The sequence below is a fragment of the Halospina sp. K52047b genome, assembly GCF_008709855.1.
Lineage (GTDB): Bacteria > Pseudomonadota > Gammaproteobacteria > Pseudomonadales > Oleiphilaceae > Halospina > Halospina utahensis_B.
On sequence record NZ_VYJH01000005.1, the window covers coordinates 1 to 15,190 of the forward strand.

The window sequence follows — 15,190 nt, forward strand, 5'->3', positions numbered from 1 at the left end:
TGCGCCGTGAGCGTCAACACGTTTTTTGAATAACCCGTAACATCGACACCAACAGCCGCTGCTACAGGCGCGCAATCACCCCTGGCTCGCGCTCTTCCTGCGCCGCAGTCGACGCCAAAGCCAGAACGCCGGGCCCGACAGGGTATATCCCAGGAACGCGAGGAACAGGATGACAGGCGGCTCAATGGCGACTACCGCGAAGGCCAGCACCACCAGCAGTATGGCCGCAAAAGGCACCCGCCCCTTGAGATCCAGATCCTTGCCGGAGTAGTACAGCACATTGCTCACCATGAGCGTGCCTGCGCCCGCGACAAGAACGACCGCCAGCACCTCCAGCCACCATGACTGCTCCAGCCCATGAAGGCACCAGACCATGCCCGCGACCACTGCCGCCGCCGAGGGGCTCGGGAGCCCCACGAAATAGCGCTTGTCCACGGACCCGATCTGGGTGTTGAAGCGGGCCAGCCTGAGCGCCGACCCCGCCACATAGATGAAGGTCACAACCCAGCCCAGTTTGTCCAGGTCGTTAAGCACCCAGAAGAAGGCGACCAGCCCGGGAGCCACGCCAAAGGCGACCATATCCGCCAGGCTGTCGTACTCCTCCCCGAAACGGCTCTGGGTATTGGTCAGCCGCGCGACGCGACCGTCCAGGCCATCCAGGACCATGGAGACAAAAATGGCGACGGAGGCCATCGCGAAGTCACTGTTAGAGGCCGCCACAATGGCATAGAACCCCGAGAACAGCGACGCCGTGGTGAACAGGTTGGGAAGAAGGTAGATCCCGCGCTTACGCACACGGGACCCACCCACAACCTCTTCCTCCACCACTTCGGCGCCCTCAACCTCCTCCTCTCCGGCCTCGGCCGGGGGCGACACGTCCTGCTCAGGTTCCGCCATCAGGCCACTTCTCCCTTCAATACTGCCGGGCACTGCAACACAATCTCACTCGTTGCCGACCAGGCGGCTTTTCTGCAGCCACGGCATCATGCCACGCAGCCGATCACCCACTTCGGTGATCTGGTGCTGCTCGGCAATACGGCGCTTGGCCTTGAGCGTGGGCTGACCTGCCTGGTTCTCAAGAATGAATTCACGCGCAAATTCACCGCTCTGGATCTCGTCCAGGCACTTGCGCATTTCTTTCTTGGTGTCCTCATTGATGATGCGCGGGCCACGGGTCACATCGCCATACTCAGCGGTATTGGAGATGGAGTAGCGCATGTCCGCAATGCCGCCCTGATAGAGCAGATCCACAATGAGCTTGAGCTCGTGCAGGCACTCGAAGTACGCCATTTCCGGCGCATAGCCCGCTTCCACCAGGGTCTCGAAGCCGGCCTGGATCAACGCGCTGGTACCGCCACACAGTACCATCTGCTCACCGAAGAGGTCGGTTTCAGTCTCTTCCTGGAAGCTGGTCTCGATGATGCCGGCACGACCTCCGCCGTTAGCCGAAGCATAGGAAAGCGCAGTGTCCTTGGCCTTACCAGTGGCGTCCTGTTTAACCGCGATCAGCGAGGGGACGCCACTGCCTTCAACATACTGGCTGCGGACGGTATGGCCGGGGCCCTTGGGCGCGATCATGATGACGTCCAGATCCGCACGCGGCTCGATCTGGTTGTAATGGATATTGAAGCCATGAGCGAATGCCAGCGCGGCGCCCTTGCCGATGTTCGGCTCGATCTGCTGCTCGTACAGGGCCTTCTGGTGCTCGTCCGGAGTCAGGACCATGACCACGTCCGCGCCGTTCACGGCATCCTCGATGGCCTGCACTTTCAGGCCGGCTTCTTCCGCCTTCTTCCAGGAAGAGGAGCCCTGACGCAGACCAACAACCACGTTGCTGACGCCGGATTCCTTCAGGTTGTTGGCGTGGGCGTGCCCCTGGGAGCCGTAGCCGATGATGGCCACTTTCATGCCCTTGATGATGGAAAGATCACAGTCTTTATCGTAGTAGACCTGCATTACGTTCCCCTGTTCAGAGTGTCTTTAAATGGAGTTGGCGATTCAGAGCGACAGCACTTTCTCACCGCGGGCGATACCGGAGACGCCGGAGCGCACCACTTCCAGAACGCCCATGGTGCCAACCGCCTGGATGAAGGCATCGAGTTTCTCGCCATCACCGGTCAGCTGCACCGTGTAGACGGTGCTGGTCACGTCCACGATCTGACCGCGGAAGATGTCGACCGTACGCTTGATCTCGGCCCGCTGGGCCCCTGTGGCGCGCAGCTTGATCAGCATCAGCTCGCGCTCCACATGGCTGCCCTCGGTGAGATCGACCAGCTTGACCACCTCGATCAGCTTGTTGAGCTGCTTGGTGATCTGCTCAATGACCTTGTCCGAGCCCTCGGTGGTCAGCGTCAGCCGTGACAGCGTCGGGTCTTCCGTCGGCGCCACCGCCAGACTTTCGATGTTGTAGTTACGCTGGGAGAACAGCCCGACCACACGCGAGAGGGCGCCGGGCTCGTTCTCCATCAGGATCGATATGATTCGCCGCATAATATCAGACCCTCTCCGTCTTGCTGAGCCACATGTCCTTCATCGAGCCGCCGGCCACCTGCATCGGGTAAACGTGCTCGTAGGGGTCCACGTAGATATCGACGAAGACGAGCTGATCCTTCATGGCGAAGGCTTTCTCGAGCACGGGCTCAAGATCCTCGCGCCGGGTTACCGTGAACGCGACATGGCCATAGGCCTCGAACAGCTTCTCAAAGTTGGGCAGCGACTCCATGTACGAGTGCGCGTAACGCGACTCGTAATTCATGTCCTGCCACTGCTTGACCATGCCCAGGGCCTGGTTGTTCAGATTGATGATCTTCACCGGCAGGTGGTACTGCTTGCAGGTGGACAGCTCCTGGATGTTCATCTGGATGCTGCCCTCACCGGTCACGCACACCACCTCCTGTTCGGGCATGTGCAGCTTGATGCCCATGGCCGCCGGGAACCCGAAGCCCATGGTCCCCAGCCCGCCGGAGTTGATCCAGCGGTTGGGTTTGTCGAACGGATAGAACTGGGCAGCGAACATCTGGTGCTGACCAACATCCGAGGTGACGTAGGCATCCCCTTTGGTAACGCGATAGAGGGCCTGGATCGCCTCCTGGGGCATGATGTTGTCGCCGTTCTGCTCGTAATGGTAGCGCGAACGGTACTGGCCCCATTCCCGGATCTGCTTCCACCACGCCCCAAGCGCCTCCTGGTCGGGCTGCTCCTCGCTTTCACGCACCAGCGAGAGCATCTCCTCAAGCACCGAGTCGACAGGGCCCACAATGGGAACGTCCGCCTGGACCGTCTTGGAGATGGAGGCCGGATCAATGTCCACATGAACGATGCGGGCACCGGGACAGAACTTGTCCGTGGCATTGGTCACCCGGTCATCAAACCGGGCCCCGATCGCCAGCACCAGGTCGGAATGATGCATGGCCATATTGGATTCGTAGCTGCCATGCATGCCCAGCCACCCCAGCGACTGCTCATCGGTAGCCGGAAAGCCACCCAGCCCCATGATGGTATTGGTTACCGGGAACCCGAGCTCATGGGCCAGGTCCGTCAGCTGCTGTGAGGCCTTGCCCAGGACCACGCCACCACCGGCATAGATGACCGGACGGCGGGCATTCATCATCATGTCCACGGCTCGACGGATCTGACCGGCATGGCCACGCACTGCAGGGTTGTAGGAGCGCATGCTCACCTTTTCCGGGTACTCGTACTCAAAGCGCCCGTTCGGTGCGGTCATGTCCTTGGGAATATCAATCACCACCGGCCCCGGCCGACCACTCTTGGCGAGATAGAACGCCTTTTTGACAAGCTGGGGAATCTCGGAGGGATGCCGGACCGTCATGTTGTGCTTCACGATCGGCCGGGAGACGCCGATCATGTCGGTCTCCTGGAAGGCATCCTCACCAATGAGATGGGAAGCAACCTGGCCACAGAGCACGACCATGGGAATGGAATCCATGGAGGCGGTTGCGATACCGGTAATAGTGTTGGTGGCGCCCGGACCGGAGGTCACGAGAACCACGCCGGGTTCACCGGTGGCGCGCGCATAGCCATCCGCCATATGCGTGGCGGCCTGCTCATGGCGCACAAGGATGTGTTTGACATCGTCCTGACGGAACAGCGCATCGTAGATGTGCAGCGCAGCCCCGCCCGGGTATCCGTATATGTATTCAACACCCTGGTCCTTGAGGGACCGGATGAGCATTTCGGCACCAGACAGTAATTCCACGTTGGATCACCCTCTTACACAGCAATCAATGTTCAATGTCTCTTCCACTGCCTGTGCCCTGGGGAAACGCTTCTTGTGAAAGCCGAATCGGGCTCTGTTCCACACCGCCCCGCGAGGAGGTTGGCTCCGGGGCAACTGCACCCTGAGGGTAAAGGTGTACAGCGGGTTGAGTGGTGTGGATGCCGAGGAATTACACTACCGGGATTGCCGCCATGCAATTCAACCGCCTACAGGCACCGTCAATTCTGACAGGGTGTGCCGGAGTGTCAACCGTAAGACCCTGCGTGACGGCACATTTTGCGATCAGCCTGTAATGGGCTAGATTCGGGAGTAAGATTGATCCACACCACGGAGCTCCGCCATGCGCATTTTCCGCCCGCTTTTCCTGCTTGCCGCCCTCTGCATTGCCCTGCCGGCGAGCGCTGAAATCTACCGCTGGACCAACGAGGCCGGCGAGACCAGCTTCGGCTCCAACCCACCTGCCGGGGTCGACGCTGAACCGGTTTCCACGGGCAGCACCAACACCATTGATACCGGCTCAAGGCAGGCCGACGCGGAAGGCGGGAACGCCGGTACGGACAGCGAGCAGTCGCAGGAAGCGGCTGCTGATGGCGAAACGCAGGACGGGAAAGAGCAGCAGGAAAGAGAGGCGATCCGCGAGCAGAACTGTGAAGCGGCCCGCCAGGCACTGAAGACCCTGGAGCAGAACGCCCGGGTCCAGGTTATGGAGGATGGGGAGCGCCGCTACCTTTCCCCGGAGGAAAAGGAAGCGGAACGCGAACGTTACGAAAAAATCCGTGACGAGAACTGCGACTGAGGCCTCAAGCCTCAGTCCGCAGTAAAGCGGAAGGCATCGCCTTCCACATTCGCCTGGATGGTGGTGCCCGGCTGGAATTCGCCCTCCAGCAGCTGCTGGGAAAGCGGATTCTCGATGTAGCGCTGAATGGCCCGCTTGAGCGGCCGTGCGCCATAGACCGGGTCATAACCCACACCGGCGATCTTCTTCATCGCCTCCTCGGAGAGGCTCAGACTCAGCTCCTGCTCAGCCAGACGCGCATTGAGCTGGTCGATCTGGATCTGGGCAATGCCCTCGATCTGCTCCTCGTCGAGCGGATGGAAGACCACCACATCGTCGACCCGGTTAATGAACTCGGGCCGGAAGTGGCTGCTCACCACATCCATCACTGAGCTCTTCATCTGCTCGTACTGGCCTTCGCCGGCCATGGTCTGGATGATGTCCGAGCCCAGGTTCGAGGTCATCACGATCACGGTGTTGCGGAAATCCACCGTACGCCCCTGGCCATCGGTCAGGCGGCCATCATCCAGGACCTGGAGCAGGATGTTGAAGACATCGCCATGCGCCTTTTCAACCTCATCCAGCAGCAGCACTGAGTAGGGCCGGCGCCGTACCGCCTCGGTCAGATAGCCGCCCTGTTCATAGCCGACGTAACCCGGCGGTGCACCAATGAGCCGTGCCACGGAATGCTTCTCCATGAATTCCGACATATCGATGCGCACCATGGCTTCCTCGGTATCGAACAGGAAGTTCGCCAGTGCCTTGCAGAGCTCGGTCTTACCCACCCCGGTGGGACCAAGGAACAGGAAGGAGCCATTGGGGCGGTGCGGATCCGACAGACCGGCACGCGAACGGCGCACCGCGTTGGCCACGGCACTGATGGCCTCATCCTGCCCGATCACCCGCTCATGCAGGCTCTGCTCCATACGCAGGAGCTTGTCCTTCTCGCCCTCGAGCATCTTGGAAACCGGGATGCCAGTCCACTTGCCGACAACCTCGGCGATCTCCTCGTCCGTCACCCGGTTGCGCAGCAGCGACATCTCCATCATCTCCGCCTGGCTCGCCCGGTCAAGCTGGCGCTCCAGCTCCGGGATCTGGCCATACTGGATCTCGGACATGCGCTGGAGATCCCCGGTACGGCGGGCGTTGTCCAGCTCGATGCGCGCCTCTTCCAGTTGCTCCTTCACCCTCTGGGCGCCATGGAGAGAGGCCTTCTCGGTGTTCCAGACCTCCTCCAGATCCGCGTACTCCTTCTCGAGATCCGCGATCTGTTCCGAAAGCTCATCCAGGCGTTTCTTCGAGGCCTCATCCTTCTCCTTCTTGAGCGCTTCGCGCTCGATCTTGAGCTGGATCAGGCGCCGCTCGAGCCGGTCCAGGGATTCCGGCTTGGAATCCATCTCGATCCGGATCTGACTGGCCGCCTCGTCCACCAGGTCGATGGCCTTGTCCGGCAGCTTGCGGTCCGTGATATAGCGATTGGAAAGCTTGGCCGCGGCAATGATGGCGCCGTCGGTCACCTCCACGCCGTGATGGACTTCATAGCGCTCCTTGAGCCCACGCAGGATGGCGATGGTGTCCTCCTCGGTGGGCTCGTTAACCATCACCTTCTGGAAACGGCGCTCCAGGGCGGCATCCTTCTCGATGTTCTCACGGTATTCGTCCAGGGTGGTCGCCCCCACGCAGTGGAGCTCGCCCCTGGCCAGCGCCGGCTTGAGCATATTGCCCGCATCCATGGAACCTTCGGTCTTGCCCGCACCAACCATGGTGTGGAGCTCGTCAATGAACAGGATCACCTGCCCTTCTTCCTTGCCGAGCTCGTTCAGCACCGCCTTGAGGCGTTCCTCAAAGTCGCCGCGATACTTGGCACCTGCAAGCAGTGCGCCCAGATCCAGGGCCAGAACCCGTTTGTCCCTGAGCCCATCGGGCACCTCGCCGTCCACGATCCGCTGGGCCAGCCCTTCGATGATGGCAGTCTTGCCCACACCGGGCTCGCCGATCAGAACCGGGTTGTTTTTCTGGCGGCGCTGCAGTACCTGGATCGTCCGCCGGATCTCATCATCCCGGCCGATCACCGGATCCAGCTTACCGTCCCGGGCCCGGGCGGTGAGATCCGAGGTATACTTGTCCAGAGCCTCACGATTTTCCTCTGCTGAGGGGTCGTCCACGGTCTCACCTCCACGCATGCTGTCGATGGCCTGGGCCATCGAGTCCTTGGTAACGCCGAATTCCCGGAAGACCTTGCCCAGGGGGCCCTTGTCCTCGGTTGCGGCGAGCAGGAAAAGCTCGCTCGAGATATAGCCATCGCCACGCTGCTGGGCGAGCTTGTCCGTCATGTTGAGCAGACGGCCCAGCTCCTGGCCCATCTGGACATCGCCCTGGTTGTCCTTGACACGCGCCAGGCCATCGATGCCCTCGGCCACGGACTGGCGGAAGCGGTTGGGGTCCACACTCAGCTGCTGCAGCAGCCCGCGGGTGCCGCCGTCCTTCTGGTCAAGCAGCGCCTGCATCAGGTGCAGGGGCTCAATGGTGTTGTTGTCGTTCCCGACCGCCAGTGACTGGGCATCCGCCAGTGCGTTCTGGAGCCGGCTCGTCATCTTGTCGATTCGCATCGATTCATTCTCCCACTGTTCCAGGAACCGTGTGGTGCCTTCACCAACGGTTGCTCATTTTGGCTTTGTGGGGAGATATTGGGGCTTTTACTGGCTCTTCAAGCGTTGTCAAGCCAGATCAGGGATGCCATGCGGCCTGTGGTGCCGTCACGACGGTAGGAAAAGAAATCCGCCTCATCCCAGTAGGTACAGGCGCAGCCTCCAAAAACGCGCTTGACTCCGGCAGTCTCAAGCCGCTGCCTGGCAAGGCCGTAGAGGTCCGCATACCAGGTTTCACCCAGCGGGGAAGCCGGGTGGAAATGGAGACCGGCTTCCGGGTCCTCCGCGATGAAGGTGGCACGGACCTCATCGCCCACCTCAAAGGCGGAGGGCCCGATGGCGGGCCCCAGGTACGCCAGAACCCGCGACGGTTCCGGGAAAACACCCAGGGCTGCCTCCAGTACACCATCCGCCAGTCCCCGCCAGCCGGCATGGGCCACGGCAACACGGGATCCTCGATCATCGCAGAACAGCACCGGGAGGCAGTCCGCTGTCATGACCACACAGGCCTGACCCGGCTGGTCCGTCCAGGCCGCATCCGCCACCGGCGTCTGTTCCATGGCGGGGACACGCACCACCCGGTTGCCATGAACCTGTTCAAGCCAGTGAACAGCCCCTGGAGCCAGCCCGCTGACTCGGGTCAGCTTTGCCCGGTTGGCGTGCACGGCCCCCGCGTCGTCGTTCACATGAAAACCGAGATTGAAGCTGCGCCAGGGACCACTACTGAAACCACCGCGGCGCGTGGTGACCAGGGATCGAATCCCGGCAGGTGCGGGCCAGTCCGGAACGAAGACGCTTTCGTCAGACTCCGTGATCATGAAGCGGACCGCCTTTCCTCAAAAGCAGACAGGGCATCCAGAAGCTGACGGAAATCCGCGGGCAGCGGCGCCTCCCACTCGCAGAACTCGTCGGTGGCCGGATGCGCCAGCTCAAGGCGGGCCGCATGCAGGGCCTGGCGGCGGAACCCGTCCAGCGCGGACCGAAGCTCCTCATCCGTCCCTCTGGGATAGCGCATACGGCTTCCATAGACCGGGTCACCGAGCAGCGGATGACGGATGTGTGCCATGTGGACCCGGATCTGATGGGTCCGCCCGCTCTCCAGCTGGCAGCGGATGTGGCTGAACCCGGCCATGCGCCTGACCAGCCGGTAATGTGTGACCGCCGGGCGGCCATCGGGCACCACGGCCATTTTCTTGCGCTGCTGGGGATGGCGACCGATGGGCTGCTCAATCCGGCCACCGCCGGTCAGTTCCCCGAGACAGACGGCCTGGTATTCGCGCCCCATACGCCGTTCCTGCAGCTGCGCCACCAGGGATGTGTGCGCCTCCAGGCTACGGGCCACCACCATGATCCCGCTGGTGTCCTTGTCCAGCCGGTGCACGATCCCCGCCCGGGGAATACGCTCCAGTTCCGGGGCATGATGGAGAAGCGCGTTGACCAGGGTCCCCGCCTCGTGGCCGGCAGCGGGGTGAACCACCAGACCCGCCGGCTTGTTCAGCACGATCAGATGCTCATCCTCATGGATGATGTCCAGATCGATGGCCTCCGCTTCCCAGGTGACCTCAGCCTCCGCTTGTGCTGCTACGTCCACCCGGTCGTCCACCAGTACCCGATCCCGCGGCCGGCGTTTCTCGCCGTTGACCGTGAGCTCGCCGGAGCGCACCCACCCCTGGATGCGCGAGCGTGAATGCTCCGGCATCAGCCGTGCCACGGCCTGGTCCAACCGCTGGTCGCTGAGTTCCGGCGGTACACTGAAGCTTGCCTCGATGCGTTCTGTGCCGCTTGTCATGGATTGTGCTGTCCTGCCCTCTGCTGGTTCCGAATCATGATCCCGGCCGTTACAATGGCCGTCAACTCACACCCTTTTACATCACAGTATACAGGTAATCGCATGACGCGCCGGTCGCTGCCCCATTCCGAAGGTTCCATCCAGCGCACTGCGGGCCGGATTCTCGCTCCCGTGCTCACCGCCCTGCTTCTGGCCGGCTGTGCCAGCACCGGGGAGGAAACACTGCCCGAGGAGGAGTACTACGAACAGGCCCGCAGTTCCATGAACGCCGGCAACTTCGAGTCCGCCCAACAGAACCTGGAGGCACTGGAGACCTACTACCCCTTCGGACGGTATGCGGAACAGGCCCAGCTGGACCTGATCTATGCCCGCTACCAGAACCTCGACCTCCAGGGTGCGCGCAGCGCGGCAGACCGTTTCCTGCGGCTGAACCCCCAGAGCGAGAACGCGGACTACGCGCTCTACATGCGCGGCATAGCTTCCTATTACATGGACCTGGGGCTGGCCGCACGCTACTTCCCCATTGAAGTAGACGCCCGCGATCCCGGACAGCAGCTCCAGGCCTTCGAGGATTTCTCACAGCTGGTCAGCCGCTATCCGGAAAGCCAGTACACCGCCGACGCCCGCCAGCGCATGATCGCCATCCGTAACCGGATGGCCGGGCAGGAGCTGGCGGCAGCGCAGTACTACATCAAGCGGCAAGCCTATATCGCGGCACTGAACCGCGCACGAACCGTGGTTGAGGAATACAACCGAACGCCGGCGGTGGAAGAGGCGCTGGTCATCATGGCCGAGATGTACGCCCGCCTGGGCCTGAATCAGGAACGCAAGGACACCGCACGCGTGCTCGCCCAGAACTTCCCGGACAACCCGGCGCTGAACGATGACGGACGCTTCACCCGCCAGACTTTCGGTATCCGGGACCGCTCCCTGACCAGCGTACTGACCTTCGGGCTCATGGGCGGCCCGGAAGACGAGGAGTGACGGGCTTCAGTCGCCCGCCTGCCACCGATTGGTGATCGGATAGCGCCGATCCCGCCCGAAAGCACGCCGCGTGATGCGGGTGCCAATGGGGGCCTGGCGGCGCTTGTACTCGTTGATATCCACCAGCCGGACCGCCCGCAGCACATCCTCCCGGTCATACCCCTCGGCGATGATGCCCTCCGCGCTGACATCCTGCTCCACATAGCGCTCAAGGATCCGATCCAGCACCTCGTAGGGCGGCAGGCTGTCCTCATCCTTCTGATCCGGTGCCAGCTCTGCCGACGGCGGACGCTCGATGATCCGCTGCGGAATCGCCTCCTCTGCCCGGTTACGCCAGCGTGAAAGCCGGTAGACCAGTGTCTTGGACACGTCCTTGAGCACACTGAAGCCACCGGCCATGTCGCCGTAGAGGGTGGAGTAGCCCACGGCAAGCTCGCTCTTGTTGCCGGTGGTCAGAACAATGCTGCCGAACTTGTTGGAAAGGCTCATCAGCAGGGTGCCACGGATCCGGGCCTGCAGATTCTCCTCGGTGGTATCCACGGCGCGGTCGCCAAAAGGTTCGGCCAGTGCCCCCATGAAAGCATCGTAGATGGATTCAATGGACAGCACCCGGTACTCAACACCCAGACCATCCGCCATGCGCTCGGCATCCTCCAGACTCATACCCGAGGTGTACCGGAACGGCATCATCACCGCGGATACCCGGTCCGCGCCCAGTGCATCGACCGCCACCACCAGCGTCAGGGCGGAATCAATCCCCCCGGAAAGGCCGAGCACCACCGAGGGGAAACCGTTCTTGCCGATGTAGTCGCGCAGCCCCACGCACAGGGCCCGGTAGACCAGAGCATCCTCATCGGGTTCCGGTGCCAGCTCCGTCTCCGCCAGGTTTCCATCACCATCCAGCTGCACCGGATGCAGCGCCTCATCAAAGCGCGGCGCCCGGGCGCACTCTCGGCCGTAACCGTCAAAAGCCAGTGAACCGCCATCAAAGACCAGTTCATCCTGGCCACCCACAAGGTTCACGTAGATGATCCCCAGATTGTGCGCACGGGCCAGTGTGGCCAGCCGCTCCCGCCGCTCCGGCTGGCGTTCCAAATGGTAGGGGGAGGCATTCAGATTGATGAGCAGACGGGCTCCGCGATCAGCCGCCGCAACCGCCGGCTGATCGTGCCAGATATCCTCACAGATGGTGATGGCAACCGGCAGCCCCCGCAGCTCAAACACACTGGTGGCCGTTCCCGGAACGAACCACCGCTTCTCGTCAAACACATCCTGGTTGGGCAGGTACTGCTTTGCGGCCTGCCCGAGCACCTGGCCGGAGTCCAGCACCATGGCCGCATTGACCAGGCCCTCATCCGTAACCCGGGGAGCGCCAAAGATCAGGATGGCCTCCGGCATGGCCTCCGCAATGTGTTCCAGTGCGCGCTCCACCCTGGTCCCCAGACTCGGCCGCAGCAGCAGGTCTTCCGGGGGATAGCCCGTCAGCGCCAGCTCCGGGAAAACCACAATGTCCGCCCCATGCGACTGAACCGCGTCATGGGCCATTGAAAGCATCCCTTCGGCATTACCGGGGATATCCCCGACCGTGGCATTGAACTGGGCCATCACGACCCGCAAACCCGCTGTCATTCCCCTGTCTCCTGTCACCATGGACGCTGGGACGCTATTATAACCACCTGAATCCATTTTGACGTTCCACTCACACGGAGTCTCCATGGAGGCGTCGCCACAGGCAGCGCGGAAGGACCAGCGGGCCCGTCTTTTCCGCATCTACAACTACTACCGGATCGTCATCAGCCTGCTGCTGGTGGCGCTGCTGCTGCTTGAGACGGATCTGGTCGGCACCAGACTGCACAACGAATGGCTGTTCCAGGCCACGGCCCTCACCTACCTGGCGATGAACATCGTCACGGGCATGCTGCTGCTGGCCGGCTATGCGCTCCGCCCCTGGCACATCACAGTCTCCATCCTGGCGGACATACTGATGATCCACCTGCTCGCCTTCTTCAGCGGCGGCATCAGCAGCGGCATCGTGAACCTGGGTATCATCAGCGTGGCAGCGGGCAATATCCTGGTTCCCGGCCGGGTCGGCATCTTCTACGCCGCACTGGCCACGCTGGCATCGCTGGTTACAGCCGCGCTGCTCCTGCTGCAGGGACTGTCCGGTGTGGATGACATCGTCCGGGCCGGCGTCATGGGGCTTATCTACTTTGCCGCCGCCTTCCTGCTCCAGAACATCACCCGCCGCCTGGCCTCCAGTGAACAGCTGGCCTCGGAACGGGCCCGCAGCATTGAGGAGCTGGAACAGCTCAACCACCAGATCATCCAGCGCATGCATACCGGCATCCTGGTCGCGGAGCCCAATGGGGCCCTCCGGATGGCCAACGCCGCTTCCGGCGAGCTGCTGCTGGGAGAACGCACGGCAGCCCCAAGACTGACCACCCTGCCCCAGGCGCTCAAGCAGCGCCTTGATCAATGGCTTGAGCAGCCTGGCGAACGCACACCACCATTCCAGGCCCGCAACGACACGCCCAGCGTTCAGGCGAATTTCATGCGTCTGGACAGCCCACTGGAGCATCTGGTCCTGATCTTTCTGGAAGACACGGGCAAGATCGTCCAGCAGGCCCAACAGCTGAAACTGGCCTCCCTGGGGCGACTCACCGCCGGCATTGCCCATGAGATCCGCAACCCCCTGGGTGCGATCAGCCACGCGGCCCAGCTTCTCGGCGAATCCGATACCGCGGATGATGGCGACCGCCGGATGGCCGGCATCATCCAGCGCCACAGCGAACGCGTGAATGCCATCATCGAGAATGTGCTGGAGCTCTCACGCCGACGCTCGACCAGTGTCCGTCTGATGGATCTGGGCGAGTGGCTGGCCGGGGTGGTCAACGACTATGTGGAGACGGTCCAGGAGCCGGTACTGATCGACCTGAAACTCTCCGGCGTTCCGGGGTCAGCCCGTTTTGATCCCTCACAGCTGCAACAGGCACTGACCAACCTGATTGATAATGGCCTGCGCTACAGCCGTCAGCGAACCGGCCGCCTCCAGCTCACGGTGCGGACCGGCGTGACCGAGGACGGTCAGAGGGCCTATATTGATGTGCAGGATTACGGCCCGGGGCTGGATGAGACCCAACAGGCCTCGCTGTTCGAACCGTTCCACACCACCGAACAGGAAGGCACCGGCCTGGGACTCTATCTGGCACGGGAACTGTGCGAGGCCAACCAGGCCCGGCTCTTCCTGCTGGAGAGCGGCGAGACCGGATGCTGTTTCCGCATCACCTTTGCCCACCCGGGGCGCCGCGCTCTGGATTTCAGTGCCTCGGGCGCCAACCTGACAGGGAATGAACCATGACCGATTACAGGGCCCTGATTGTCGACGACGAGCCGGACATCCGGGAACTGCTTGATATTACACTCAGCCGGATGGCTGTTGAGTGCACCACCGCCGCCACCCTGGGTGAAGCGCGTGACCTGCTCGCCAACCAGGTCTTCCACCTGTGCCTGACCGACATGAGCCTGCCGGATGGCAACGGCATTGACCTGGTCGACTGGATACAGAGCCAGTGCCCGGACATACCGGTAGCGGTGATCACCGCCTATGGCAGCATGGATTCCGCGATAACGGCGCTCAAGACCGGCGCCTTCGATTTTGTCTCCAAGCCCGTGGAACTGCCGCGCCTGCGGGAGCTGGTGGAAAGTGCGCTGCGACTGCCCCCGGAAAACGCAGGCGAGGACCGGGGAACCACTGGCGCCGGAGACGAGGAGCTGTTGCTCGGCGAGTCGCCGGAAATTGACACACTCCGGCGCCAGGCCCGCAAGGTCGCGCGCAGCCAGGCCCCGGTCTACATCAGCGGCGAGTCCGGTAGCGGCAAGGAACTGGTGGCCCGGCTGATCCATGAACACGGGCCCCGCCGGGAGCATGCTTTCGTGCCCGTCAACTGCGGCGCCATTCCCCAGGAACTGATGGAGAGCGAGTTCTTTGGCCACCGCAAGGGCAGCTTTACCGGCGCTACCGAGAACCGTGAGGGGCTCTTCCAGGCTGCGCATCAGGGCACCCTGTTTCTGGATGAGGTCGCGGACCTGCCGCTGCCCATGCAGGTGAAACTGCTGCGGGCCATTCAGGAGAAGCGCATCCGGCCTGTCGGGGCCAAGGAGGAGGTTGCCGTGGACGTGCGTATCCTCAGCGCCACGCACCGCAATCTGGCCGCGCTGGTGGAGGACGGCCTCTTCCGTCAGGACCTGTTCTATCGGATCAACGTGATTGAACTGAGGGTGCCTTCCCTGCGCGAGCGTACCGCTGATATCCCGATACTGGCCCGGCACATCCTGGAACGCCTGGCACGGGACTACGATCTGCCACCGGCCCAGCTCAGCGACGACGCGGTAACCGCCCTGCAGGCCCACCCGTTCCCGGGCAACGTACGGGAGCTGGAGAACTGCCTGGAGCGGGCCTTCACCCTGAGCGAGGAGGATGTGATCCGGGGCGAGGACCTCCAGCTCAATAGTGCCCCCTCAACAGGGTTGGCCCCGGAGGAGAGTGCGGGCATTCCGGAGCCTGGGGAGAGCGGCATGGACCTGGAGTCCTACCTGGAATCCATCGAGCGCACCACCATCGAGAAAGCTCTGGCCCAGACCGAAGGCAACAAGACGGCAGCCGCGCGCTGGCTGGGGATCAGCTTCCGGGCCCTGCGTTACAAGCTCAAGAAACTGGGCATGGAGTAGCACTTCCGCGAATCCGTTCGTTGCCCTCC

12 protein-coding genes are annotated in these 15,190 nt (G+C 62.6%); 4 read left to right on the top strand and 8 right to left on the bottom strand.

Features of this window, described 5'->3' with window-relative positions; genetic code table 11:
• Nucleotides 1-75: 75 nt before the first annotated feature.
• From pssA to F3089_RS07910, 4 genes are read right to left on the bottom strand one after another with little or no spacing between them, the layout of a single operon-like run.
• Nucleotides 76-897 (bottom strand): CDP-diacylglycerol--serine O-phosphatidyltransferase, encoded by an 822-nt coding sequence (gene pssA, locus F3089_RS07895; RefSeq protein ID WP_151440315.1) that lies wholly within the window; start codon nt 895-897, stop codon nt 76-78.
• 45 nt (nt 898-942) lie between these two features.
• Nucleotides 943-1,956: a ketol-acid reductoisomerase gene (gene ilvC / locus F3089_RS07900; protein ID WP_151440316.1), complete on the bottom strand. Its 1,014-nt coding sequence runs from the start codon at nt 1,954-1,956 to the stop codon at nt 943-945.
• Between the two features lie 42 nt (nt 1,957-1,998).
• Complete coding sequence (ilvN, locus tag F3089_RS07905) at nt 1,999-2,490, bottom strand: acetolactate synthase small subunit (protein WP_077529096.1); 492 nt, start codon at nt 2,488-2,490, stop codon at nt 1,999-2,001.
• Nucleotides 2,491-2,494: 4 nt separating this feature from the next.
• A complete protein-coding gene (locus tag F3089_RS07910; protein ID WP_151440317.1) occupies nt 2,495-4,216 on the bottom strand; it encodes an acetolactate synthase 3 large subunit in 1,722 nt (573 codons plus the stop codon).
• A 361-nt stretch (nt 4,217-4,577) separates the two neighbouring features.
• Here F3089_RS07910 and F3089_RS07915 point away from each other — a divergent pair, with 361 nt between their 5' ends.
• Entirely contained in the window at nt 4,578-5,033 is a 456-nt protein-coding gene (locus F3089_RS07915; RefSeq protein WP_151440318.1) for a DUF4124 domain-containing protein, read from the top strand.
• A gap of 11 nt (nt 5,034-5,044) precedes the next feature.
• On the opposite strand, the gene clpB is transcribed toward F3089_RS07915, so the two are convergent.
• The 3 genes from clpB to rluD all read right to left on the bottom strand — a co-directional run bounded on the left by clpB (nt 5,045) and on the right by rluD (nt 9,449).
• Nucleotides 5,045-7,621 (bottom strand): ATP-dependent chaperone ClpB, encoded by a 2,577-nt coding sequence (clpB, locus tag F3089_RS07920; RefSeq protein ID WP_151440319.1) that lies wholly within the window; start codon nt 7,619-7,621, stop codon nt 5,045-5,047.
• A 98-nt stretch (nt 7,622-7,719) separates the two neighbouring features.
• On the bottom strand, nt 7,720-8,478 hold the full coding sequence (pgeF, locus tag F3089_RS07925) for a peptidoglycan editing factor PgeF (RefSeq protein ID WP_151440320.1): 759 nt from the start codon (nt 8,476-8,478) through the stop codon (nt 7,720-7,722).
• Entirely contained in the window at nt 8,475-9,449 is a 975-nt protein-coding gene (gene rluD / locus F3089_RS07930; RefSeq protein WP_151440321.1) for a 23S rRNA pseudouridine(1911/1915/1917) synthase RluD, read from the bottom strand. Before rluD ends, pgeF begins: the two co-directional genes overlap by 4 nt.
• A 102-nt stretch (nt 9,450-9,551) precedes the next feature.
• On the opposite strand from rluD, the gene F3089_RS07935 reads away from it, so the two are divergent.
• The gene (locus tag F3089_RS07935; RefSeq protein WP_151440322.1) at nt 9,552-10,433 is read left to right on the top strand and encodes an outer membrane protein assembly factor BamD; all 882 of its coding nucleotides are present in this window, start codon (nt 9,552-9,554) and stop codon (nt 10,431-10,433) included.
• A gap of 6 nt (nt 10,434-10,439) precedes the next feature.
• Here F3089_RS07935 and F3089_RS07940 read toward each other — a convergent pair whose 3' ends face one another.
• Nucleotides 10,440-12,062 (bottom strand): NAD+ synthase, encoded by a 1,623-nt coding sequence (locus F3089_RS07940; protein ID WP_225741712.1) that lies wholly within the window; start codon nt 12,060-12,062, stop codon nt 10,440-10,442.
• 85 nt (nt 12,063-12,147) lie between these two features.
• Here F3089_RS07940 and F3089_RS07945 point away from each other — a divergent pair, with 85 nt between their 5' ends.
• Both F3089_RS07945 and F3089_RS07950 read left to right on the top strand, forming a co-directional pair.
• The gene (locus tag F3089_RS07945) at nt 12,148-13,791 is read left to right on the top strand and encodes a sensor histidine kinase (RefSeq protein ID WP_151440324.1); all 1,644 of its coding nucleotides are present in this window, start codon (nt 12,148-12,150) and stop codon (nt 13,789-13,791) included.
• On the top strand, nt 13,788-15,161 hold the full coding sequence (locus tag F3089_RS07950) for a sigma-54-dependent transcriptional regulator (RefSeq protein WP_151440325.1): 1,374 nt from the start codon (nt 13,788-13,790) through the stop codon (nt 15,159-15,161). The genes F3089_RS07945 and F3089_RS07950 overlap by 4 nt, the downstream gene beginning before the upstream one ends.
• Nucleotides 15,162-15,190: the final 29 nt, after the last annotated feature.

What these genes read in the sequence shown, in the direction of transcription:
- pssA (WP_151440315.1), bottom strand. Translation starts at nt 897, where the DNA reads ATGGCGGAACCTGAGCAGGACGTGTCGCCCCCGGCCGAGGCCGGAGAG.
- ilvC (WP_151440316.1), bottom strand. Translation starts at nt 1,956, where the DNA reads ATGCAGGTCTACTACGATAAAGACTGTGATCTTTCCATCATCAAGGGC.
- ilvN (WP_077529096.1), bottom strand. Translation starts at nt 2,490, where the DNA reads ATGCGGCGAATCATATCGATCCTGATGGAGAACGAGCCCGGCGCCCTC.
- F3089_RS07915 (WP_151440318.1), top strand. Translation starts at nt 4,578, where the DNA reads ATGCGCATTTTCCGCCCGCTTTTCCTGCTTGCCGCCCTCTGCATTGCC.
- clpB (WP_151440319.1), bottom strand. Translation starts at nt 7,621, where the DNA reads ATGCGAATCGACAAGATGACGAGCCGGCTCCAGAACGCACTGGCGGAT.
- pgeF (WP_151440320.1), bottom strand. Translation starts at nt 8,478, where the DNA reads ATGATCACGGAGTCTGACGAAAGCGTCTTCGTTCCGGACTGGCCCGCA.
- rluD (WP_151440321.1), bottom strand. Translation starts at nt 9,449, where the DNA reads ATGACAAGCGGCACAGAACGCATCGAGGCAAGCTTCAGTGTACCGCCG.
- F3089_RS07935 (WP_151440322.1), top strand. Translation starts at nt 9,552, where the DNA reads ATGACGCGCCGGTCGCTGCCCCATTCCGAAGGTTCCATCCAGCGCACT.
- F3089_RS07940 (WP_225741712.1), bottom strand. Translation starts at nt 12,062, where the DNA reads ATGACAGCGGGTTTGCGGGTCGTGATGGCCCAGTTCAATGCCACGGTC.
- F3089_RS07945 (WP_151440324.1), top strand. Translation starts at nt 12,148, where the DNA reads ATGGAGGCGTCGCCACAGGCAGCGCGGAAGGACCAGCGGGCCCGTCTT.
- F3089_RS07950 (WP_151440325.1), top strand. Translation starts at nt 13,788, where the DNA reads ATGACCGATTACAGGGCCCTGATTGTCGACGACGAGCCGGACATCCGG.